This is a genomic window from Marinomonas primoryensis (assembly GCF_013372285.1).
In the GTDB taxonomy this organism is placed as follows: domain Bacteria; phylum Pseudomonadota; class Gammaproteobacteria; order Pseudomonadales; family Marinomonadaceae; genus Marinomonas; species Marinomonas primoryensis.
In genome coordinates, this window is sequence record NZ_CP054301.1 from 3,140,001 (window position 1) to 3,161,090 (window position 21,090).

The 21,090-nt window shown below is 42.8% G+C and carries 21 protein-coding genes; 7 read left to right on the forward strand and 14 right to left on the reverse strand.

Going from position 1 to position 21,090, the window contains the following annotated elements:
- Positions 1 to 157: 157 nt before the first annotated feature.
- Positions 158 to 1,462: a tyrosine--tRNA ligase gene (tyrS, locus tag MP3633_RS14555; RefSeq protein ID WP_176336071.1), complete on the reverse strand. Its 1,305-nt coding sequence runs from the start codon at positions 1,460 to 1,462 to the stop codon at positions 158 to 160.
- A 105-nt stretch (positions 1,463 to 1,567) separates the two neighbouring features.
- Between tyrS and MP3633_RS14560 the strand changes: the two genes are divergently transcribed.
- Positions 1,568 to 2,974: a peptidoglycan DD-metalloendopeptidase family protein gene (locus MP3633_RS14560; RefSeq protein ID WP_176336072.1), complete on the forward strand. Its 1,407-nt coding sequence runs from the start codon at positions 1,568 to 1,570 to the stop codon at positions 2,972 to 2,974.
- Between the two features lie 66 nt (positions 2,975 to 3,040).
- Here MP3633_RS14560 and trxA read toward each other — a convergent pair whose 3' ends face one another.
- The 6 genes from trxA to lptM form a co-directional block, all read right to left on the reverse strand.
- Entirely contained in the window at positions 3,041 to 3,367 is a 327-nt protein-coding gene (gene trxA / locus MP3633_RS14565) for a thioredoxin TrxA (RefSeq protein WP_112140792.1), read from the reverse strand.
- 106 nt (positions 3,368 to 3,473) lie between these two features.
- Positions 3,474 to 4,187, reverse strand: coding sequence for an HAD family hydrolase (locus MP3633_RS14570; RefSeq protein ID WP_112140793.1), 714 nt, complete (start codon positions 4,185 to 4,187; stop codon positions 3,474 to 3,476).
- Complete coding sequence (locus tag MP3633_RS14575) at positions 4,184 to 4,849, reverse strand: DUF484 family protein (RefSeq protein ID WP_176336073.1); 666 nt, start codon at positions 4,847 to 4,849, stop codon at positions 4,184 to 4,186. The genes MP3633_RS14570 and MP3633_RS14575 overlap by 4 nt, the downstream gene beginning before the upstream one ends.
- A gap of 8 nt (positions 4,850 to 4,857) precedes the next feature.
- Positions 4,858 to 5,688, reverse strand: coding sequence for a diaminopimelate epimerase (gene dapF / locus MP3633_RS14580; protein WP_176336074.1), 831 nt, complete (start codon positions 5,686 to 5,688; stop codon positions 4,858 to 4,860).
- Between the two features lie 10 nt (positions 5,689 to 5,698).
- Entirely contained in the window at positions 5,699 to 6,952 is a 1,254-nt protein-coding gene (gene lysA / locus MP3633_RS14585; RefSeq protein WP_176336075.1) for a diaminopimelate decarboxylase, read from the reverse strand.
- A gap of 14 nt (positions 6,953 to 6,966) precedes the next feature.
- The gene (lptM, locus tag MP3633_RS19145; protein WP_425324748.1) at positions 6,967 to 7,086 is read right to left on the reverse strand and encodes an LPS translocon maturation chaperone LptM; all 120 of its coding nucleotides are present in this window, start codon (positions 7,084 to 7,086) and stop codon (positions 6,967 to 6,969) included.
- A 227-nt stretch (positions 7,087 to 7,313) separates the two neighbouring features.
- Here lptM and MP3633_RS14590 point away from each other — a divergent pair, with 227 nt between their 5' ends.
- Positions 7,314 to 8,165, forward strand: coding sequence for a hypothetical protein (locus MP3633_RS14590; RefSeq protein ID WP_176336076.1), 852 nt, complete (start codon positions 7,314 to 7,316; stop codon positions 8,163 to 8,165).
- Positions 8,166 to 8,276: 111 nt separating this feature from the next.
- On the opposite strand, the gene argH is transcribed toward MP3633_RS14590, so the two are convergent.
- Positions 8,277 to 9,683 carry an argininosuccinate lyase gene (gene argH / locus MP3633_RS14595; RefSeq protein WP_176336077.1) on the reverse strand — a complete coding sequence of 469 codons (1,407 nt, stop codon included), beginning with the start codon at positions 9,681 to 9,683 and terminating at the stop codon, positions 8,277 to 8,279.
- Between the two features lie 156 nt (positions 9,684 to 9,839).
- Between argH and hemC the strand changes: the two genes are divergently transcribed.
- Genes hemC through MP3633_RS14615 form a run of 4 tightly spaced genes read left to right on the forward strand, consistent with a single transcriptional unit; the run spans position 9,840 to position 14,004 of the window.
- Positions 9,840 to 10,763 (forward strand): hydroxymethylbilane synthase, encoded by a 924-nt coding sequence (gene hemC / locus MP3633_RS14600; RefSeq protein ID WP_112140803.1) that lies wholly within the window; start codon positions 9,840 to 9,842, stop codon positions 10,761 to 10,763.
- Entirely contained in the window at positions 10,744 to 11,532 is a 789-nt protein-coding gene (locus MP3633_RS14605) for a uroporphyrinogen-III synthase (protein ID WP_239495596.1), read from the forward strand. Before hemC ends, MP3633_RS14605 begins: the two co-directional genes overlap by 20 nt.
- A gap of 1 nt (position 11,533) precedes the next feature.
- The gene (locus tag MP3633_RS14610) at positions 11,534 to 12,778 is read left to right on the forward strand and encodes a uroporphyrinogen-III C-methyltransferase (RefSeq protein ID WP_176336078.1); all 1,245 of its coding nucleotides are present in this window, start codon (positions 11,534 to 11,536) and stop codon (positions 12,776 to 12,778) included.
- Positions 12,775 to 14,004: a heme biosynthesis HemY N-terminal domain-containing protein gene (locus MP3633_RS14615; RefSeq protein ID WP_176336079.1), complete on the forward strand. Its 1,230-nt coding sequence runs from the start codon at positions 12,775 to 12,777 to the stop codon at positions 14,002 to 14,004. Before MP3633_RS14610 ends, MP3633_RS14615 begins: the two co-directional genes overlap by 4 nt.
- 78 nt (positions 14,005 to 14,082) lie before the next feature.
- Here MP3633_RS14615 and MP3633_RS14620 read toward each other — a convergent pair whose 3' ends face one another.
- The 3 genes from MP3633_RS14620 to MP3633_RS14630 form a co-directional block, all read right to left on the reverse strand.
- Complete coding sequence (locus tag MP3633_RS14620; RefSeq protein WP_176336080.1) at positions 14,083 to 15,630, reverse strand: methyl-accepting chemotaxis protein; 1,548 nt, start codon at positions 15,628 to 15,630, stop codon at positions 14,083 to 14,085.
- 102 nt (positions 15,631 to 15,732) lie between these two features.
- Positions 15,733 to 16,644, reverse strand: coding sequence for a hypothetical protein (locus MP3633_RS14625; RefSeq protein ID WP_176336081.1), 912 nt, complete (start codon positions 16,642 to 16,644; stop codon positions 15,733 to 15,735).
- Between the two features lie 53 nt (positions 16,645 to 16,697).
- Positions 16,698 to 16,883, reverse strand: a complete 186-nt coding sequence (locus tag MP3633_RS14630; protein WP_176336082.1) for a hypothetical protein — start codon at positions 16,881 to 16,883, stop codon at positions 16,698 to 16,700.
- A gap of 91 nt (positions 16,884 to 16,974) precedes the next feature.
- Between MP3633_RS14630 and yaaA the strand changes: the two genes are divergently transcribed.
- On the forward strand, positions 16,975 to 17,757 hold the full coding sequence (yaaA, locus tag MP3633_RS14635; protein ID WP_176336083.1) for a peroxide stress protein YaaA: 783 nt from the start codon (positions 16,975 to 16,977) through the stop codon (positions 17,755 to 17,757).
- A 73-nt stretch (positions 17,758 to 17,830) separates the two neighbouring features.
- Here yaaA and prmC read toward each other — a convergent pair whose 3' ends face one another.
- The 3 genes from prmC to hemA are packed head-to-tail and all read right to left on the reverse strand — an operon-like array spanning position 17,831 to position 21,071.
- Complete coding sequence (gene prmC / locus MP3633_RS14640; RefSeq protein ID WP_176336084.1) at positions 17,831 to 18,673, reverse strand: peptide chain release factor N(5)-glutamine methyltransferase; 843 nt, start codon at positions 18,671 to 18,673, stop codon at positions 17,831 to 17,833.
- A gap of 37 nt (positions 18,674 to 18,710) precedes the next feature.
- A complete protein-coding gene (prfA, locus tag MP3633_RS14645) occupies positions 18,711 to 19,799 on the reverse strand; it encodes a peptide chain release factor 1 (RefSeq protein WP_112140815.1) in 1,089 nt (362 codons plus the stop codon).
- Between the two features lie 3 nt (positions 19,800 to 19,802).
- Positions 19,803 to 21,071 (reverse strand): glutamyl-tRNA reductase, encoded by a 1,269-nt coding sequence (gene hemA, locus MP3633_RS14650; RefSeq protein ID WP_176336085.1) that lies wholly within the window; start codon positions 21,069 to 21,071, stop codon positions 19,803 to 19,805.
- Positions 21,072 to 21,090: the final 19 nt, after the last annotated feature.

Sequence of the window (21,090 nt, forward strand, 5' to 3'; positions counted from 1 at the left end):
TCCGTGTCAGTGGAGGCGTATAATACAGCCTGAATCTTTTAGCGCAAGCCCTTTTTTAAAGTTTTTTACTTTTGTTTCATACTCATTACAAATAATAGAAAAGGCGCCTAAGCGCCTTTTCTATTATTCACTAAACTTCATGATGACTATAATGTAATTATAGGACAAACAAATGGTGTTTTTTCTTACCTAACTTAACAAGGAAGTATTTGCCGTAATAGCCATTCTCAGATTTAAAAATATCCGCAGCACTCATGTTGTCATCAAGCCCTTTCGCCACTCCATTTACGAATACTGAATTTCGCTGCAGCGCATCCTTAACTTGCTTCCCGCTCGCAGCCAGACCTGAATCCGCCATCAAAGAGGTTAACGGCACTGAAGACAGATCAATTCCAAACAACGAACTACTTGGCAATCCATCTTGTTGTATTTGAGCTAAATCCTGCTCACTCAATGAATCGACATCACCACTAAACAAAGCTTGAGTTATACGCTCCGCTGCTTGAAGACCGTCATCACCATGAACAAGCTTAGTAACCTCACGCGCCAAGATAGATTGACCCTGTGGTTTACCACCACCTTCCTTGTCTTGTTTTTCAATAGCGTCAATTTCTTCTACTGACAGAAATGTAAAGTATTTTAAGAATTTATAAGCATCCGCATCAGCAGAGTTTAGCCAGAACTGGTAAAAGGCGTATTGACTGGTCTTACTCGAATCCAACCAAATCGTACCTGTTTCCGTTTTACCAAACTTTGTACCATCTGACTTAGTCACCAAAGGCATCGTCAAACCAAAGGCTTGATTGCCGTTTTGTCGACGAGTCAAATCGGTTCCACCAGTGATATTCCCCCACTGATCACTGCCACCAATCTGTAGTGTGCAATTATGTCTTCTATTCAGCTCTGCAAAATCATAAGACTGCAGAATCATGTAAGTAAACTCGGTAAACGATATCCCTTCACCTTCGCGGTTGATACGCTGCTTCACCGATTCTTTTTGGATCATGGCATTTATAGAAAAGTGCTTACCGACATCACGTAAAAAATCTAGAATACTAAGGTCTTTCGTCCAGTCATAGTTATTAACAATCTCAGCACTATTTGCCTCATCATTAAAATCGATAAATTGACTAACTTGCGCGCGTAACTTTTCTACCCATTCAGCAACTACTTCAGGGCCATTTAATTTACGCTCAACCGCCTTAAAACTTGGGTCACCAATCAAACCAGTCGCACCTCCAACTAACGCCAATGGTTTATGGCCCGCTAATTGAAAGCGCTTAAGCATCAACAGTGGCACTAAGCTACCAATATGCAGACTATCTGCTGTAGGATCAAAGCCACAATAAAGAGTACGACTTCCGCCATCTAGATGTCTTCTCAGCTCATCTTCGGCCGTCATTTGGGCGATAAGTCCGCGAGCTTGCAAGTCATTTAAAAGGTCTTTACTGCTGACAGTCATTATTTTGATCCATATCCTAGTTAGTTTATCGTACTTAAGCATTCAATTATAAAAGTAATGTTGGTAGGATTATAAGGCTTTATTAAAGATTTTTGGGTACGCATTTTGATCAAACTATTACCAACAAAGCATTTACTGCTAATTTCAGCTGTAAGTGTGCTCCTCGCCGTAGTGCTTTTAGCCCTGCCAGACGAGGAAACAGTCGACAATAGCCTCATATCCCTCGAAGCAAACTTTGAGGTAATAGACCAGTCTAAGCTGATGCTTAATGACTTGCAGAAGCTCACACCTTCAACTAACACGGCGGCATCGACTTCATTTTTTACCAACAACATAAATCCTACTTACAATATCTCAACACCGGACGCCTTAGTAAAAAAGAACAGCCCACCGACATTTAAGGAACAAACAGCCGAGGTTAAGTCAGGCGACTCACTCTCCAAGGTGCTATCTAATAAAGGCATATCAGCACAAGATATATACAAAGTGTCTCTAGCCGATAAAAAACAAAAAACATTATTACAAATGAGACCGGGACAAAAGCTAAACTTCACCACCAATGAAGCTTCTGGTGAGCTCACCCGACTGACACTTATTTTAAACCGCTTAGATAGCGTCACCTTTGAACGTAATGACAATGAATTCAGCAGAACGGATACATCTAGAACACCAGAAATCGTTCAAACCTATAAAGAAGCTGAAATAAATAACTCTCTGTTTGTTGACGGGTTAAGATCTGGTATTGAGCAAGCGCTCTTAATCGAACTTGCCAATATTTTCGGCTGGGATATTGACTTCGCTTTGGACATACGTAAAGGCGACAGTCTAAGCATGCTATACGAGGAAAAATTCCTTGATGGCGAAAAAATTGGACACGGCAATATTATCGCAGCCCAATTCATTAATAATGGCCGAACTTATCAAGCCATTAGATATAAAACAGGAAAAGGTGCCAATTACTACACCCCTGACGGTATGGCTATGCGCAAGGCCTTCATCCGGACACCTGTGGATTTCACTAGAATTTCATCTAAATTCAACCCCAACAGATTACATCCAATCTTCAAAACCAGTAGACCTCACCGAGGAGTGGATTACGCGGCGGCCAGCGGAACACCAGTCAAGGCTGCTGGCGATGGGAGAATTTCCTTCGCAGGAAAACAAAATGGTTATGGCAATGTTGTTATTATCGATCACGGACGGGGCTACCAAACACTGTATGCTCACTTAAGAGGTTTTGCGAGAGGCACCAAGCGTGGCGTAAAGGTTCAGCAAGGCAGAATAATTGCCTATGTGGGACAAACTGGCTGGGCAACAGGCCCTCACCTGCATTATGAATTCAGAATAAATGGCACGCATAAAAACCCAGTAACCGTCAGACTACCAAATGACGACCCCATGCCTAAAGACGATTTGAAGAAATATCTACCTTATGCAAAACAAGTTGTCACCACATTATCCAACTCTCACTCACCTTCATTTGCACAAAAACTTGCCTCTCTTAAAAACTAAGCAACAAGAAGACAAAAAAAAGCAGCCAATCGGCTGCTTTTTTTCAAATAACGACACAATTTCAAATTAGATAGCGCCGTTAACAAACTCTACTAGTTGAGATTTAGATACTGCACCTACTTTAGTGGCAACCACTTCACCACCTTTAACGATAAGCAAAGTAGGAATACCACGAACATTGTATTTCGGAGCTGTCTCTTGATTTTCATCAACATTAAGCTTTACAACTTTTACTTTACCCGCGTATTCAGCAGCGATATCTTCCAAAACTGGCGCAATCATCTTACATGGTCCGCACCATGGAGCCCAAAAATCAACAATAACTGGGATGTCTGAATTCAGCACTTCTTCTGCAAATTGAGCATCTGTGATTTGGATTGTATTTTCACTCATAATAAGTTCCTCAAAATCTATGTTTTAACCAATGAATATTACCCAGTATACCACTAAATGATTAGGGTAAAAATGTGTTATCTCCAATTAAGCCAATAGCAGAATGCTATAACATCAAGGAACGAATAACCGTTGGAAGCTCAAGTAAAGAATGCACTTCTGCATTTGAACGCCCTCCCCATTCATCCCCCCAGCGCTGCGCACCATGGCGATTAAACCAAACACTTCTTGCCCCTGCATTGGATGCTCCAAACACATCATCTATCGGATGATCACCTATATGAATAAGTTGAGTTAAATCCACGCCCGCAGTTTTGGCAGCAAAAGAAAATAGATCAACCGAAGGCTTTGCAATACCAACCTGATCTGCTCGAACCGCAAAATCAAAATACTGACCTAGCCCGACATAAGGGTGATACACATCGGCATTACCATTCGTTATGACTGCTAAAGAGTAATCCTGATGTAACTCCTCCAACACATCGACTACATGGGGATAAAGATCTACTTTCTGACGCCATTCACAAAAATGGGCCAATGCTGCTTCCGCAACCAAATTTGCTTCTTCAGAAGGTAAACCAAACTGCTTTAGCGCCAATTTATAAATTGACAGACGCAAAGCCGTTAAATTTGGGGACATTGCTGGATTTTCAGCTAATACTTTTTGCTTTAACGCTTCTCGGGCAGACAAAGAGTACTGTTGTGAAAAACCAGGAAAACGCTCTTCAAACCAAGACTCCATAGCATATTCCGCACGCATAATAACAGGCGCGACATCCCATAATGTATTGTCTAAGTCAAAGGTAATAAGGACACTCACGGCAGTAACCTCAATAAAATCGCACTCAATAGATCGGCAATATATTGAAGAAACATAGCACCTTTGTCTTTATTGAACGCCGACTCACTTTCAGCTCCCAAAACCAAAACACCGCATTTTTTAATTTCTCCACCTTCACGTGAAAGGAGAGGAAGAACCGCAACGGAACGAATCGAATCAATATCATCAGAAAAGAGAAAACGCATTTCATTTGCAGGCAGGACACCACAAAAACAATCAACAAAGCCTGCCGCATGAGACAAAAACACGTCGTCATCCACCAGCAAATGACTTCTAACCGCACTGTCTGGAAATTCACCATACAAAACAAAAGCATGATGAGATATTTCAAAGTCATCTCGTACCATGTCATCCACAACAACCGCAAGGTCATCCAAAGAACTGCACGTAAGCCCCGCCAATACTAAACGACGACTCTTTTGCATTGTAGATTCGTTTTCACGAGCCACTTCGACAAGACGCTCAAACTGCCCTTTATAATCCGCTGTAGACTGTCTTAATAAATTCACTTGGTATTCAAGTAATGAGACCACCTTCCCATTAATAGGATGAGGAAGTGTCAGACTCTCCAACAAATCAGAATGCCGACTAAAGAAATCCGGCGTTTTTGACAAATATTGAATTACTTCCTCTTCTCTCATAATTCCTCTTATAGGTAAATTTGACCTTCAAACACTTTCTCAGCAGGTCCAGTCATAAAAATTGGCTGATCTTCACCCTGCCATTCGATATGCAAATCACCACCGCGCAAATGTGCCGTCACGCTAGGTGACAACCAGCCCTGTTTAATGCCAGCCACAACTGCCGCACACGCACCCGTTCCACAAGCCTGAGTTTCACCGACACCACGTTCGTAGACACGCAAGTTAACCTCTGATGAATTAATCACTTGCATAAAGCCAACATTCACGTTTTTAGGGAAACGTTCATGACATTCAATAAGTTCACCAACCGTTGCAACTAGCTCATCAGTCAGCTGATCCACTTTAATAACCGCATGGGGGTTACCCACCGACACTGGCGTCATAAAATAATCATTTTCTCCAGCGGTAATGCTATAGAGACCTTCGCTAGGGTCAGCTATAAATGGTAAATCTTTTGGCTCAAAGCTTGGCGATCCCATGTCCACCGTGACCAACCCATCATCTAGCACACGTAATTGGATAGCTCCGCACTTTGTTTCAACATTAATAATACGCTTATTCGTTAACTCTCTATCAAGTACAAATTTAGCAAAACAGCGTGCACCGTTCCCACAATGCTCGACTTCACAGCCGTCAGAGTTATAAATTCGATAACGAAAATCCATATCTGGGTGTGAAGGCGGTTCAACCACTAAAAGTTGATCAAAGCCAATTCCCCAGTTTCGGTCGCTCAATCGTTCAATTTGCTGCTTATTAAAAAACACTTTACGAGACACCGCGTCAACAACAACAAAATCATTGCCCAAACCATGCATTTTGGTAAATTTTAACAACACGACGAACTCCTTAGTCTGGTAGAATTTGCTCACCAGCTAACTGATGCTCAATCGTTTCACGGGCACGAATCAAATACGTTTTATCACCGTCAACCATGACTTCCGCAGCTCGGTTACGACTGTTGTAATTTGAGGACATAGTAAAACCATAAGCACCAGCCGAACGAACCGCCAAAAGATCACCCGCCTGAATATCAAGTTCACGATCTTTGCCTAAAAAATCACCTGTTTCACAAATCGGTCCGACTAAATCATAAGCACGTTTACCTTCCGGTGTCGGTAGCAAGGATACTGGCACTATATTCATCCAAGCACCATACAAAGCAGGACGAATAAGATCGTTCATCGCCCCATCAATGATGGCGAAGTTTTTATGCGGATTGCATTTTAAAAACTCAACCTGAGTCAGTAAAACACCTGCATTTGCTGCAATCGAACGACCTGGTTCAAATGCTAACTCCAAATCCATACCTTTTACTTTATCCAGTAAAAGCTTTGCATATTCTGCTGGTTCCGGTGGCACTTCATCACGATAACGAACCCCTAAACCGCCACCTAGATCAAGATGTTTGATTTTAATACCTTTTTCGGACAGCTGATCTACCAAGCCAATCAAACGATCAAACGTATCTAGGAAAGGCTTAAGTTCAGTCAATTGCGAACCTATGTGGCAATCTACTCCCATTACATTCAAATTAGGCAGACTATGGGCAATTTGATAGATACGAACAGCATCCTTAATATCAATACCAAACTTATTTTCTTTCAAGCCAGTTGAAATGTAGGGGTGTGTTTTAGCATCTACATCCGGATTAACCCGTAAGGATACTGGCGCTACTTTGCCCATTTCTTCGGCCACTTGATCTAAGCGATACAATTCTGCTTCAGACTCAACATTGAAACAGTGAATCCCTACTTCCAAAGCACGACGCATCTCGACAGCTTGTTTACCTAAACCGGAAAACATAACCTTTTCAGGATCACCTCCCGCTTTTAGGACTCGCTCTAACTCACCCAAAGAAACAATATCAAATCCTGCGCCTAAACGAGCTAAAACATTTAAAATTGCAATGTTAGAGCACGCTTTTACCGCATAACAAATTCGCGTTGGATGCGATGCAAAAGCATCAGCATAAGCGTTGTAATGACGCTCTAGAGTCGCACGAGAATAAACGTAACAAGGTGTACCGTATTGATTAGCAATATCTGATAAAGCCACATCCTCTGCGTGCAGAGTCTGATTAGAATAATTAAAAAAATCCAAAAGGGAATCCTCAGCTATAAAGGCGATTCTTGTTGTATAACAGCAGCATTATTATCCGGTAAATAAAGTACACCTTTATTCCCGCAAGCCGTCAGAAAAACAGCCAAAACACATACTGAAAACAACTTAAACATCGTCTTATCTCTTCTATTTTTGATTGAGACAGTATACCTTGCAGCCTGTTCGTTTCCCAACCCTAGCGAGTCAATTACATGGATATTCTTTCGTTAGAATTCTTTACCTAGAATAGCAATGTCCACTGGCTTGAATTTGCTATAGTTGCCACAAGCTATATAGGCTTCCACACGACTTGGATTAGAGCATCAACATTTTCAGCAAAACGAAACACTTAAGTGACACTATGAAAAGCAAAATTGCCCCATGGGCGGCTGCACTTTTTTGCGCCATATTCATACATATACTGATTATTGAAGTATCAGAAAACCAACATTGGTTCGATATAACCCCACCTGCGTCCAATTTCGAGTTGTTTTTATTGCCAACGATGCAGAAGGCTGCGGAAGAGCCAGAGCAAGTGGCTGTATTTAACGAAAAAGAAGCGCCCTCTATAGAAAGTCTAACTCAACAAATTGAACAACCAAGCACGCCACCTGAAGCGCTAAACGGAAAACAATTAAGCGAAAACACCAACACAGTCGACGCTGATATGATCGAGCTCAATCAACTACTCCAAAATACATTAGACTCAAGTTCATTCAACCAAAATGCGCTCCCCACCAATACACTCCCCAATGAAAGCAGCAGCACTCTAGACAATAAAAACACATCAGAAAACCTATTTGGGCACGAAGTTGAAGCATCAAACCTCAATGAGAAACTTCTGAATACGGACAAGCCAGACTTACTCGATCTGTCAAAAATATCCTTATCACCAGATTCAAGTGATGACGCACTCGAAGGTGTTTTTTCGGAAGAGCTAAGGGATAAAATTGCAGTGTCAAAAAATGCTCAACAAGAGTACCTAAAAGGACAAATCAAAGAGATAAGTTATCCGATCACAAAAGATTCAGATGGAACACGCTATGTCAATATTAAAGGGGTTTGCTGGCGCCTTCCAGAGCCAGGAAGCAAAGAGGCATGGGTCATCGTATTTGCAGGCTGCAGTGGACAAACTAAGTCATTCCACTTTGAGCTAAATATCACACCCAGTACGTTGCTGGGCCCAGAATCGCCATTCTCCATTGGCCGTTAGCCGTTAGCCGTTAGCCGTTAGCCGTTAGCCGTTAGCCCATTACATTTTAGGTGAAAAAAAACGGCAAATTAATCGCCGTTTTTTACGCAAGAAAGCATCACACTAAAGTTATCACGCTAAACGAGCATTTAATTCCGCTTTAGCTCGTTCTACCGCTTTCAGCACTTGAACCGGTGCAGTACCGCCAATATGATTCCGCGCCGCAACCGACCCTTCCAATGTCAAAACATCGAACACATCCGCTTCGATCATACTACCAAAAGATTGAAGCTCTCCTAGTGTCATTTCAGATAAATCCTTACCTTCCTTCACACCATAACCAACCGCTTTGCCAACGACTTCGTGCGCGTCACGAAAAGCAACACCATGGCGGACCAAATAGTCAGCTAAATCCGTCGCGGTAGAAAACCCTCGACGCGCCGCTTCGTACATATGCTCTTTACGAGATTCGATAGCAGGAATCATGTCGGCGAAAGCACGCAATGACCCTTTTAACGTATCTACCGTATCAAACAAAGGCTCTTTGTCTTCTTGGTTGTCTTTGTTGTAAGCCAAACATTGCGATTTCATCAACGTTAACAACCCCATCAAATGGCCGTACACTCGTCCCGTTTTACCACGTACCAATTCAGGAACATCGGGATTTTTCTTCTGCGGCATAATAGATGAACCAGTACAAAAGCGATCTGGTAGGTAGATAAAGTTAAATTGAGCCGACACCCACATCACCATCTCTTCAGCCCAACGAGACATGTGCATCATGATGATAGAAGCAGTCGCTGTAAACTCAATAGCAAAATCTCGGTCACTTACCGAATCCAAAGAGTTATAAGTTGGACGCTCAAAACCCAATAACTCTGCCGTCATATGGCGATCAATTGGGTAGGTTGTTCCTGCAAGTGCAGCAGCACCAAGTGGTAAAATATTAATGCGCTTACGACAATCCACTAAGCGTTCATAGTCACGCTGCATCATTTCGTACCATGCCATTAAATGATGGCCAAATGTCACTGGTTGAGCCGTTTGCAGATGCGTAAAGCCTGGCATAATGGTATTGGCTTCTTTTTCAGCCAAACTCAAAATACCTTGTTGTAGGCGCGTCACTTCCTCAAGAAGAAAATCCACCTCGTCGCGCAAGTAAAGGCGAATGTCCGTTGCTACTTGATCGTTACGAGAACGGCCGGTATGAAGTTTCTTACCAGAAATACCAATTTTTTGAGTCAATCGCGCTTCGATGTTCATATGAACATCTTCTAACTCAATCGACCATTTAAACTCACCACGGGCGATTTCACCCTCGATTTCAGTCAAACCCTGAATAATCTGATCACGTTCTTCTTCGGTCAATACGCCAATGCTAGCAAGCATTTTGCCATGGGCAATTGACCCTTGAATATCCTGTTTTGCCATACGCTGATCAAACTCAACTGACGCGGTAAAACGCGCGACAAAAGCATCCACAGGCTCAGAAAAACGACCACCCCATTGCTGGTTAGTGGTTTTAGTAGTATCAGTCATTCGGTTGGTTCCCACACAAATTCAAACAGCTGCCAAGAGTACATTAAGCGCCTCGACTTATAAAGCATTGAAAGATGACGGACTCTTGCTTAGCGAGTATCATTACGGCACAAGATGTAAAGGTATTTGTCCGCCCACAACTCATTAGGAGATGAAGTGAAAGATAAAATTGTGATCGCAACCAGAGAAAGTAAATTAGCCCTTTGGCAAGCCAATAATGTCAAAGCGCAACTTGAAACGCTCTACCCAGATATGACCGTTGAACTGCTTGGCATGACAACAAAAGGCGATCAGATTTTAGACTCACCGCTTTCTAAAATAGGCGGTAAAGGGCTGTTTGTTAAAGAATTAGAAGCGGCTCTTATCGAAGGCAGAGCTGACATTGCGGTGCACTCAATGAAAGACGTCCCAATGGCCTTTCCAGCAGGCTTGGGATTGGCCGTCATTTGTGAACGTGAAGACCCAAGTGATGCCTTTGTTTCTAATCGTTTTGACTCACTCGACACACTTCCAAATGGCGCGATTGTCGGCACTTCAAGTTTGCGCCGTTCGTGCCAATTAAAAATGCAGCGCCCCGATTTAATCATCAAAGATCTACGCGGCAACGTAAACACGCGCTTAAGAAAAATGGACGATGGCGAATACGACGCCATTATTCTTGCGACCGCGGGGTTAGTTCGCTTAAAGATGCAAGATCGAATTCGACAAAGAATCCCTGCCGAAACTAGCTTACCCGCAGGTGGACAAGGTGCAATGGGTATAGAATGTCGCTCAGATGACGTACAAATGATTGAGTTACTCGCACCATTACAGCATGAAGAGACAGCGATCCGAGTCACCGCTGAACGCGCTGTCAATGAACGCCTTAATGGTGGCTGCCAAGCACCTATCGCTTGTTTTGCGATATTAACAGACGACACCCTTTGGTTAAGAGGCTTAGTAGGCAGCCCTGATGGAAAAAACATCATTGAAGGTGACATTCGTGGCCATAAAGACGATGCTAAATCCCTTGGCGTTCAATTGGCTGACGAGTTACTTGCTCGCGGCGCCGATGTCATTCTTGACGCTTTATACAAATAAAACAGGCGAAATATTGGTGCAAGACTGTCGTATTTTAATCACTCGACCCGAACCGGAAAATGCCCTTAGCTGTGAGCGCATTTGCGATCACGGTTGGAGTGCCGTTGCGTTACCAATGCTTGAAATTTCACCAATAAAAGACTCAAAACAAAGAGATGCCATTCGCTCACAAGTGTTTAATATCGACACCTTCGACTACGTTATATTTGTGAGCAAAAATGCCGCTCGGCTGGCCTGTGACTGGTTAGACGCTTGCTGGCCAATGTTACCCGTCGGTATTCATTGGATTGGGATAGGCCAAGGCACCACACAAGCGTTACAGGATGAAGGTGTCCCCGCTTTATCCAACCCTGGACACACGACAGAAGCATTACTCGATTGGTTAAAGCCCGCGAAAATGACCAATCAAAAAATACTGATTGTTCGAGGACTGGGCGGACGGCCAGAATTAGGTAAGAAATTGGAAGAAAGAGGCGCAAAAATCAGCTACCTTTCACTCTATGAAAGGAAAAAACCCGACTATTCCGCTCAAACTTTCTTTATGTTACCCGATATCAATTTAATATGGGTAACCAGTGGCGAAAGCCTAGACAACCTTTCAGATTACGTGACACAACATAAACCAGAATGGAAAACACTCCCTATACTCACCCCAAGTATTAGAGTGAACCAGCAAGCAAAAGAAATGGGTTGGATTAATGCCTCGTGCGCAAATGGCGCTGACGATAACAGCTTGATCAAAGCGACTGAATTTCACACAGGAAAATAGAATGACAGAGAATAATAAACAAGAGCGACATTCAGACGATGCTATCGAAGCAGCTTCTACTGCAACTAATCATGCAGAAAGCCGCCCCGATCAATCTAAAAAACAGCCTACCCAGACTACACCATCAACAACAAAACTGTTTGTCTCTGTTTCATTTGGACTTTCTGCCATTGCCATCGTAACAAGTGGCTGGCTTTATTTTCAAAGTACACAAAGCACAGTGAACCAAGATATTAAACAAGTCGCTATTCAACAAGCGAATATTGACAGAAAAATCAATGCTAGCATGCTAAACCAATCTCAGCTCAACCAGCTGATTGAGCAAGTTAAACAGTCAGAACAAACCATTCAAACGCAAAAAGATCAGCTTCTCGCACATCAATCCCAACAAAGTGAAAAACTGTTATCACTTGAATCAAAAATTAATCGACTCAGCAGTACCACTAAAGAAGATTGGAAGCTTGCTGAAGCTGAATACCTCATTCGCCTTGCTAATCAGCGCTTATTGCTTGAATCTGACAACATCGGTGCCGCCACGCTGCTTAGTAACGCTGATGACATCCTGAACGAATTAGAAGACCCCATCGTGTTTACGACACGCAAGGCGCTTGCCAAAGACATTCAAGCGTTAAAGTCCATTAGTCCATTTGACTTAGAAGGCGCTTACCTAAAGTTAAACGCTTTATACGATAGTGTGCAAACCCTCCCACAAAGGGAACCATCAAAAGAATGGCAAGCCAACACAACAGCAAAACCAACAACTAGCACAACAAATCAGCTGACATCGGCACTAGAGAGTTTCTGGCAATCACTTAGATCTTTGATTGTGATCAACTACAACCACAAACCGATCAAAGCCTTGTTACCTCCAGCAGAATACCAAGAACTCATTACCGGTCTTCAGCTTCAACTAGAAATAGCGCAAGTCGCACTAATTAAAGGCGAGCCTGTTATCTATCAAACGGCTCTATCTCGTGTTGCAAATGCCACGACGGCGCATTTTGAAACGCAATCAAATCGCGTTATTTCATTTTTGGCGAGCCTAACTACCTTGCAACAGTTGAATCCATCGCCAGACTTGCCGCTGCCTAGAGAGTCATTGATAGCGATGAAATCCTTAATGAAAGAGTGGACAAATCGTGGTGATAACACTCCAATCGCAACGATCACTAGCACCACAGAGCAATCACCAGCGGAAGAAGAAAACCTCGACGCACCTCAAACAAGTTCAGGAGATGACCTATGAGAAAACTCCTCTTTTTACTTGTTATTATGATGGCCGTTGGTGGCGTTTTAGGATTACTGATGCGCCAAGACAGTGGTTATGTTTTATTGGCTTATAACGGCGTCACTATTGAAACCAGCTTATGGGTTTTGGCTACCGCCATGGTCGTCGCTTTATTTGTAATGAGTTGGATAAAACGCATTTTGTTTATTGCGCTCAGCCCCAGTAATTCTTTGGCAAAAGTAACGGGGAATCTAGCGCAAAAAAGAGCCTCTCGAAACACCATCAGAGGAATGTTGGAGCTCGTCGGAGGCAACTGGAATAAAGCAGAAAAACTGCTGACCAACAGCGCCGAAAAAGTCCCTTATCCGTTGATCAATTACATTAGCGCTGCGTATGCTGCCAGCGAACAAGACGAACATGAGCGCTCAAAAGCGCTACTACGTTCCGCTCATAAATCAACACCAGAAGCAGAATTCGCCATTGGCTTTGCTCAAAGCCAAATACAAATAAAACAACAGCATTATGAAGGCGCTTTAGCCTCTCTTTTACGCCTTCAGAAACTAAAGCCAAAGCATAAGCAAGTATTAAAAATGCTGGTCACGGTTTACACACAATTAAAAGATTGGGATGCCTTACTTACGCTCACACCAACCCTTAAAAAAGACGGCATATTTGACGACGACAACATGCTCGAGCTAGAACGTAATGCTTTTTTAGCCTTGCTCGATAAAATCAAGTTTCGCAATAAACTTGGACAAAACAAAAAAGAGTTGGTTGCTGAAGTAGAGAGCCTATGGAATAAATTGGATACACTTTCTCAAGATGACAGAATGAGACAGCTGTACGCTCAAACACTCATTCATTTTGGTGACGACGCCAAAGCAGAAAGTTTTATTCGCCATAGTTTGAATCAGAAATGGTCTGATATTCTGGTTTATGAATATGGCAACATCAAACAAGACAATATCAAAAAGTTATTATCCAACAGCGAGAACTGGCTTAAGAAAGAACCTGCCAGTGCAAATCTATACCTCATCTGTGGCCGCCTAAGTCAATCGATGATGCTATGGGGGAAAGCCAGAGACTATTACGAACAAGCGCTAGCACTTGATACACAAAACGAAGCCCTTGCTGAACTAAGTCGTCTACTCAAAGCAATGGGTGACACCAAAGCAAGCCAAGAACTGATGATGATTCACCTAAACCATGCGAGTAACCAATTAAAAAACTTACCACTTCCTTAGCAATCCAGATAAAAATTAATCAAAAAAAACGCTGTTATTTTCATAACAGCGTTTTTTTAAAGCTTGCTTAGTGAGCTTTTATTTAAATCGCACCACTAGCTCGTGCATATTATCCGCGACATCCTGCAGCGCTCGGATGCTATCGCTCGATAAGTTAGATTTTTCTGAACTCTCAACTGACAAATCTGAAATACGCACCACTTGTCGATTAATATCTTCAGAAACATGAGCCTGTTCTTCTACTGCGGCTGACATTTGCATCGCCATATCAGAGATATTCGACACCGCACCGACGATGTTAACAAACGCATTTTCCAATTCAACGATTTTATCTAAGCCTTTTTCCGCATCTTGTTTCCCTTGATTGGCAATCGTCACAGAGTTTTGAGAACCGCTTCGCAACGTCCCTATAATATTATGGATATCCTGCGTAGACCCCTGCGTCCTTTGAGCCAGTTGACGAACTTCATCCGCCACAACCGCAAAACCGCGTCCGTACTCACCCGCGCGCGCGGCTTCTATTGCGGCATTTAATGCCAAAAGATTAGTCTGCTCTGCAATTTGATCGATCATTTGCGCAACTTGCGCTATTTTTTCAGAGTGATCCGCTAACTCCTGAACGGTAGCGCTAATGTCGCTCACAGTGTCGCTTAACTGGCGTATTGAATTGCGTGTTTCTTTGACTATTTTTTGACCGCTCTCAGCAGACTCAAAAGAGGATTTAGCACTGTCTGCCGTCATCTGTACATGCTGAGCAACGTCATTAATTGTTGTCGTCATTTGCTGCATCGCAGCGGCAACATCTTGAGTCTCGTGCTGCTGACTCACCATGCCTTTTGTTGTCTCAATAGTAAGCTCCAAACCTATCTTAGATTGCTGAGATACCTTTAAAGATTCATCTTCAAATCGAGTTAATACCGCATCCATTCTGGATAAAAGACTTTTCACACCAACATCCAAAGTGGCAATATCTAAAGTGGCATCTGAATAGGTTACTCCTGCTAATGGGTGCAAAAAAGCCGCCGAGAGGCGCTTCTTTAATGTCGCTTGCAGCGTTGCGTGATTTAGCCAAAACAAACCATTTGCTAATAAACTTGCCGCTGCCAGCACCCCTGCAGCGTAAAATATATTGACGCTACCCGCTCCAATGGCCATTACAATACTTACCACAGGTAATAGAATTTTCCACGATAGAAAAGCATGGGGTAACACCCTCTTCCCGCTCACAATTTTCCGATATACTTTTTCAGCCCGCAGCACATTTTCTCGATTTGGAACGGTTCGAACCGATTCATAGCCGACCACTTTCCCTACTTCTAGAACGGGGGTCACATAGGCATCTACCCAATAATAATCACCGTTCTTACAGCGATTCTTAACCAATCCCATCCAGGCTTTACCTTGCTTTATCGTCTCCCACATAATTTGGAAGGCATCTTGAGGCATGTCTGGATGTCGAACAATATTATGAGGGCTGCCGATTAATTCACTTTTATCAAAGCCACTAATTTTCACAAAGGCATCATTACAATGAATAATATTGCCTTTTAGATCGGTGGTTGAAATTAATTTTTCATTTTTTTCGAAGGTTTTTTCTTGAGTGGTAATTGGTGTGTTGTGACGCATGGTGCAATCATCCTTAAAATAGTATGGGTATCCCCCATCACTCTTTCTTTGTAAAACTGAATTATTTGAATACCAAAATAAGTCTAAATAAAATATTTAAAATCACTTTAGTAAGATTCGGCTAAGCCAGCGAGTAAAAACAGGCAGTAAATACGTAGGGATTTGTAAAGCGCCCGCTAACGGCAAAAAGGCTGGGCCTAATAGTACTCCGGCAATACTGTATGTCAGCAATACATTTCGGTTTCCGGACGTAATAGCCGCCGTCAGCGCAATGGCCTTACCTTGTTTTCGATACAAAAAGTAAGACAGAGCAAAAAACAAACAACACAATCCAGTAGCAATCATAAAATATTTCAATGCCATCATTGGATCTTGATCAAACAAAACTCGAAAGCTTCCAACCAATCCAAACGGAAAAGCAAACACTAACAAAATTGTATAAGGTGATATCTTTATTAAGAAGCGACTTAACGATTCTTCTGGAAGGAAACGATGAACTAGAAAGGAAAAAAGCATAGGACCGAATATAAAAACAAGTAAACGAATAAAATAACTGATCCAGTCAAGCTCAACTCGCTCCGTTTGATACAGCACTAAAACAAGAAAAATAGAAATCGGTAAAACCAACGTGGTGGCAATGGTCATTGCCATCGCCTGCAGACTATCAAAACCTAATGCACGAACAATAGCGGGCGTCGCAAACAATGACCCTGTCGCAGCCACAGCAACCACAGCCAATAAAAGATTCTGCTCAAAAGACAACCACCAGCCGATAACACCGACCACAACCATAAAGACAGTAGAGTGCAAAACAGCGTATAACCATATTTCTTTACTGCTTAAACGCTTAATTAATTCATTTTGCTTCATACCCAATAACGTCAATGTCATCAGTGTAAACAAAACAAAGGGAAGAAATGGGAAAAACGCTAATGAGACAGAGGGAATCAAAAAGCCGAGTACGGCAAACGCGAACATAAAAAGAAGTGAATGACGCACAAGAAAAAGCAACATGGGTTTTATACCTTAATAGGCGACCCAGAAGAAAATAATGAAGGATGATTCGATTATTTTTTTGAGCCGCAACGCACTTTATTATTTTCAGGTAGCTCAGCAAGCTCTATTACCCAATCAGCACGAGCTTGATCAAACGCCGCACGAAGCGCAGTAAGTTCATTGCTAGACGCAAAGGGGGTTTTTGTTTGCTGATCGGGCTGACGAGACTGAGGGAATGGTATCAGATTATTCTTCATAAATTATCTCTATTAAAGCATTGTCTGGATATTTATCGACACTCTATGGATAATCTTTAGGGAACGCAATGATCAAGCAGATGGAATAACTATGAAGTTTTTAATCTCACCAGCTAAGACACTGGACCTAACATCAAAGCCTAACAATGAGTCATTCAGCTTACCCGAGCTGCTGGATGACTCTCAGCAACTCATTAATACAATTAAACCTTGTACACCGGCCGATATCGCCTCATTAATGAAGTTAAGCGATAAACTTGCCACACTTAATGTATCTCGTTATCAAGAATGGCAAAAGACACACACACAGCTCAATAGCCGGCCAGCAATTTACACCTTTATGGGTGATGTCTATACCGGATTAGACGCTTATTCGTTAAATGAAAGCGATATGAATTATGCCCAAGAGTCTTTACGCATTCTGAGTGGTTTGTATGGATTACTAAAGCCGCTTGATCTGATGCAAGCCTACCGACTTGAAATGGGGACAAGACTGAATAACGACAGAGGAAGTAATCTCTATCAGTTTTGGGGGGACATCATTGTTGATAAAATCAATGACAACCTTCAAGAAGGCGAATTACTGGTCAATCTGGCTTCTAATGAGTATTTCAAAGCAGTCAACAAGAAAAAACTTACCTCTCCGCTTATTACCCCGAATTTTCTCGACGAAAAAAACGGTCAATTCAAAGTGATTAGCTTCTATGCAAAAAAAGCCCGCGGCTTGATGGCCCGATACCTTATAGAAAACCGTTGCGAAACGTTAGACGAAATCAACGAGTTCAATCTAGCAGGCTATCGCTACGATCCTCAGCAATCGACAAAAAACAACCCTGTGTTTATTCGCCCTGAAAGCGCCCAGCCAAAAAAATAAGTAACACAGGCCACAATGAAGGAAGTACTCGCTTTAGTGCTTCCTTCACACACCTAGTTGATACTCGGATTAATTAGTCAATCCATTGCCCTATCGTTACGCGATCGTTGCCACCAAGGTCTTGGAAACTTTCAACAGAAGAATAACCCGCCAAATTAAATCGCTCTCGAATCGCTTCTGCTTGATCATAACCATGTTCGAACATCAAATACGCGCTTGATACCATAAAGCCATGTGCCACATTGATGATATGCTCAATGTCTGCCAAGCCATAATTGCCTGCCACCAATGCACTTTTAGGCTCAAAGCGCACATCCCCTTTCGACAAGTGCTCATCGCTAGGGTCAATATAGGGTGGATTAGAGACAATTAAATCAAACTTTTCAGCGCCATTTAACGCATCAAACCAACTACTGTGCATAAACGTCACATTACCAAGTTGATTTCGTAAAGCATTGCGCTTAGCCAACGCTACCGCTCCTTCAACAAGATCCACTCCAATTACATTCGCACGAGGCTGTTCTGTCGCGAGTGCCAGCGCAATGGCGCCTGTTCCAGTACCAAGATCTAGAATGCGATGCGCTTTATTGACATCAAGTACAGATAGAGCCACCTCTACCAAACGCTCCGTATCGGCCCGCGGAATTAAAGTACAGGGTGACACCTCTATGTCTAAACTCCAAAATGCCTGATGCCCCAGTAAATAAGCAATTGGTTCACCAAGCACTCGACGAGCTAACAGTAAGTTGAATCGCTCAAGATCGGCGTCACTGACTCTTTTTTCAGGCCAAGTATAAAAATAAGACGTCGATACCGCCAAAACATGCGCAAGCAAAAGCCGAGCATCTAACTGAGCCGTATCAGAGACAAAAGTAAGGCGCTCGGAAGCGCCTTTTAATAGTTCATCAATTCGCATACGCGATGATTACCTTATCCTAGTATTCAATTATGGATTAATTGTCGCCGCTAAGCGCTGCAAGCTGCTCAGCTTGGAACTCATTCACTAGCGGATTAATCAATACATCCAATTCACCTGTCACAATTTCGTCTAATTTATACAGCGTTAAATTAATACGATGATCCGTAACACGACCTTGAGGATAATTATAGGTACGAATACGTTCTGAGCGGTCACCACTACCAACCAAAGATTTACGCGCTTCAGACTGTTCGCTTGCGGCTTTATCTTGCTCGGCAGCTAACAAGCGCGACGCCAATAAAGACATAGCTTTAGCACGGTTCTTATGTTGAGAACGCTCTTCCTGACACTCAACCACCACACCCGTTGGAATGTGAGTAAGACGAATTGCCGAATCTGTTTTGTTTACGTGCTGACCACCTGCGCCTGACGCTCGGAAAGTATCAATACGTAAATCCCCTTTATTGATAATAATGTCGTCTACTTCGTCCATTTCTGGCATTACGGCAACAGTACAAGCCGAGGTATGAATACGCCCTTGAGATTCCGTCGCGGGTACTCGTTGCACTCGATGCACACCAGATTCAAACTTCAGTTTAGAATAAGCACCTTCACCTACTATTCGCGCAATGACTTCTTTGTAACCACCGTGTTCACCATCACTTGCGCTGACAATTTCAACTTTCCAGCGCTGAGTCTCTGCATAACGTGAATACATGCGGAATAAGTCGCCAGAGAAAATCGACGCTTCATCGCCACCAGTACCCGCTCTAACTTCTAAAAATACGTTTCTCGAATCGTTAGGGTCTTTGGGTAAAAGTAACTTTTGCAACACAAGCTGAAGCGCTTCTTTTTGCGCTTGTCCTGCTTTGTATTCTTCAACACCCATTTCTTTAATATCGGGGTCTGAGTCCGTCATCATGAGTTCAGATTCAGCAATATTTTCGTCAATTTGCTGAAACTCATTAAAACACTTAACCACTGGCTCTAGTTCGGCGTACTCTTTTGAATAAGAACGAAACAGGTCCTGATTCATAATGACTTCAGCAACACTCAACAGTACAGCCAATTCATCATAGCGATCAGACAAACTTTCTAATTTTAACTTTATGGATTCTTTCATTTTTTAGTTATCTTTTTCTTCATAAATGCCTAATACATTTGAGGCAATGGTTAATGCATTTTGATCTGCATCTGCACCAGCATCACGCAAATAACGCGTCGGCGAGTGAATGAGTTTATTCATTAAGCCATGAGCCAGCTTATTAAGCACCTGCTCCGGAGACTGCCCTCTCTCAAGGCCTTTAAGTGCTTTTTCCAGTTCTGCATTTTTAATAAGCTCAGCAGATTTCCTGAACGTAACGATAAGATCTGAGACTTTTCTTGATTCGACTACCCGTCGATAAGAACTAACCCCTTCTTCGATCATTTCTTCTGCCGCTTTCGCAGCATCTTGCCTTGCGCGGACATTTTCTTCAATCACTGAATGAAGATCATCTACGGTATAAAGGTATGCATCATTTACTTCTTCGACTTCCGGCTCTATATCGCGAGGCACAGCAATATCAATCAATAACATAGGAGAATGGCGACGCTGCGACGTAGCACGCTCAACCATGCCCTTCCCTATAATCGGTAATTGGCTGGCCGTAGACGAAATGACAATATCCGCTTGCGATAAGTAGTCGCCTATTTCGCCCAACATAATGGCTTCCGCATTCAGCTCATTTGCCAATGCCTCGGCTCGAGCTAAGGTTCGATTGGCGACTATAATTCGTTTGATACCATTTTCTTTAAGGTGTCTAGCCACCAGTTCAATCGTCTGCCCTGCACCAATAAGCAACGCGGTGCTGTTTCTGATGTCGGCAAAAATACGTTGCGCCAAACTCACGGCAGCAAACGCTATCGACACCGGGTTCTCACCGATGGCCGTATCGGTACGGACACGTTTAGCGACAGAAAAAGCACGCTGAAATAAGGAATCTAGTTCAGGACCAATGCAAGACCCTTCTTGCGAAACCGCGTAGGCTGACTTTACCTGTCCGAGGATTTGAGGCTCGCCTAAAATTAAAGAATCTAATCCAGAAGCCACCCGCATAATGTGACGCACACTATCATCGTTAGAGTGCGTGTAGCAATATTGCTTTAATTCCGACAGAGCAATACCGTGATACTGTCCAAGCCACGCAATAACGTCGTCCACCATACTGAAATCTTCGACTGAACAATACAATTCAGTTCGATTACAGGTGGACACTATGACGGCTTCATTGGCTTTTTTCTCAGATATAAGAGAAGACAAGGCATCTATCATTTTTTCAGGAGCAAACGCCACACGCTCACGGATCGAAACCGGCGCAGTTTTGTGATTTACACCTACAGTAATTAGCGGCATTCAGGGCTCTTCTCAAAGA

Excerpts from the sequence above, each read along its gene's own strand:
- tyrS (WP_176336071.1), bottom strand. The coding sequence starts at position 1,462 with ATGACTGTCAGCAGTAAAGACCTTTTAAATGACTTGCAAGCTCGCGGA.
- trxA (WP_112140792.1), bottom strand. The coding sequence starts at position 3,367 with ATGAGTGAAAATACAATCCAAATCACAGATGCTCAATTTGCAGAAGAA.
- MP3633_RS14575 (WP_176336073.1), bottom strand. The coding sequence starts at position 4,849 with ATGAGAGAAGAGGAAGTAATTCAATATTTGTCAAAAACGCCGGATTTC.
- lptM (WP_425324748.1), bottom strand. The coding sequence starts at position 7,086 with ATGTTTAAGTTGTTTTCAGTATGTGTTTTGGCTGTTTTTCTGACGGCT.
- MP3633_RS14590 (WP_176336076.1), top strand. The coding sequence starts at position 7,314 with ATGAAAAGCAAAATTGCCCCATGGGCGGCTGCACTTTTTTGCGCCATA.
- argH (WP_176336077.1), bottom strand. The coding sequence starts at position 9,683 with ATGACTGATACTACTAAAACCACTAACCAGCAATGGGGTGGTCGTTTT.
- MP3633_RS14610 (WP_176336078.1), top strand. The coding sequence starts at position 11,534 with ATGACAGAGAATAATAAACAAGAGCGACATTCAGACGATGCTATCGAA.
- MP3633_RS14615 (WP_176336079.1), top strand. The coding sequence starts at position 12,775 with ATGAGAAAACTCCTCTTTTTACTTGTTATTATGATGGCCGTTGGTGGC.
- MP3633_RS14620 (WP_176336080.1), bottom strand. The coding sequence starts at position 15,630 with ATGCGTCACAACACACCAATTACCACTCAAGAAAAAACCTTCGAAAAA.
- MP3633_RS14625 (WP_176336081.1), bottom strand. The coding sequence starts at position 16,644 with ATGTTGCTTTTTCTTGTGCGTCATTCACTTCTTTTTATGTTCGCGTTT.
- MP3633_RS14630 (WP_176336082.1), bottom strand. The coding sequence starts at position 16,883 with ATGAAGAATAATCTGATACCATTCCCTCAGTCTCGTCAGCCCGATCAG.
- yaaA (WP_176336083.1), top strand. The coding sequence starts at position 16,975 with ATGAAGTTTTTAATCTCACCAGCTAAGACACTGGACCTAACATCAAAG.
- prmC (WP_176336084.1), bottom strand. The coding sequence starts at position 18,673 with ATGCGAATTGATGAACTATTAAAAGGCGCTTCCGAGCGCCTTACTTTT.
- prfA (WP_112140815.1), bottom strand. The coding sequence starts at position 19,799 with ATGAAAGAATCCATAAAGTTAAAATTAGAAAGTTTGTCTGATCGCTAT.
- hemA (WP_176336085.1), bottom strand. The coding sequence starts at position 21,071 with ATGCCGCTAATTACTGTAGGTGTAAATCACAAAACTGCGCCGGTTTCG.